This window comes from Actinosynnema sp. NPDC037264, assembly GCF_055603705.1.
Genome location: NZ_JBVJVK010000145.1, coordinates 1 through 1082, shown reverse-complemented (window position 1 = coordinate 1082; position 1082 = coordinate 1). Strand labels below are relative to the sequence as shown.

Here is a 1082-nt window from a genome sequence, read left to right as displayed (position 1 = left end):
TGTAGTGGCTAATCAGGTTGTTGACGGCGTGTCGGGTTGAAGACGGGAGGACCTCCGGGCGGAGTGGATGTGTCTGACGCATCCCATCGGCACACGGAGGTCCTCGCGTGCACAGTAACGCCCGCACCACGGTCCACGCCCGCAGGCTCATCGTCGCCCGTCACCGGGCCGGGTGGTCGCCGTCCTGCATCGCCGAGCAGCTGGGTATCTCCCGCGCCACCGTGCACAAGTGGCTGGGCCGGTATCGCCGCGAGGGCGACGCCGGCCTGCTCGACCGCTCCTCACGTCCGCACCGCAGTCCCCGGCGCACCCCGGTCGAGGTCGAGCGGCGGATCCTCGACCTGCGCGGGCGGGTGCGCCGCGGTCCGGTGCACCTGGCCGGACTGCTGGGGCTGCCCGCCTCCACCATCGGCCGGGTCCTGCGCCGCCACCGGGTGCCGCCGTTGTCGGACACCGACCCGATCACCGGCGCCCCGGTACGGCGCCGGCACACCGGCATCCGCTACCAACGCCCCCACCCCGGCGACCTGCTGCACGTCGACGTCAAGAAACTCGGTCGGGTGCCCGACGGCGGCGGCTGGCGGGTGCACGGGCGCAGCGAGAAGGTCCGCGGTCGGGGCATCGGCCACGACTACCTGCACGTCGCGGTCGACGACCACACCCGCTTGGCCTATGTCGAGGCCCTCCCGGACGAGAAGGACGCGACCTGCGCGGGGTTTCTGCACCGGGCGGTGGCCTGGTTCCGCGGCCAGGGCGTGAGGGTGCTGCGGGTGCTCACCGACAACGCCAAGGTCTACCGCGTCGGCGGCACCTGGCGGGCGGTCTGCGTCGCCCTGGGCATCCGCCGCCGGTTCATCAAACCGGGCTGTCCGTGGACCAACGGCAAGGCCGAACGCTTCAACCGCACCCTGCAACACGAGTTCGCCTACGCCCAGGCCTGGACCGGCAACAGCCACCGTCTGGCCGCCCTGCCCGGCTGGGTGCACGACTACAACACCCGACGCGCCCACAGCGCCCTGGGCGGCCAGCCACCCATCACCCGACTGGCCCCCTAAGCATCAACAACGTCACGAATCAGTACA

The 1082-nt window shown here is 71.6% G+C and carries 1 protein-coding gene; it reads left to right on the top strand.

What is annotated here, in order from left to right; translation table 11 throughout:
* Positions 1-107: 107 nt before the first annotated feature.
* Complete coding sequence (locus ACZ7GX_RS45730; RefSeq protein ID WP_498786933.1) at positions 108-1055, top strand: IS481 family transposase; 948 nt, start codon at positions 108-110, stop codon at positions 1053-1055.
* The last annotated feature ends 27 nt before the right edge of the window (positions 1056-1082 follow it).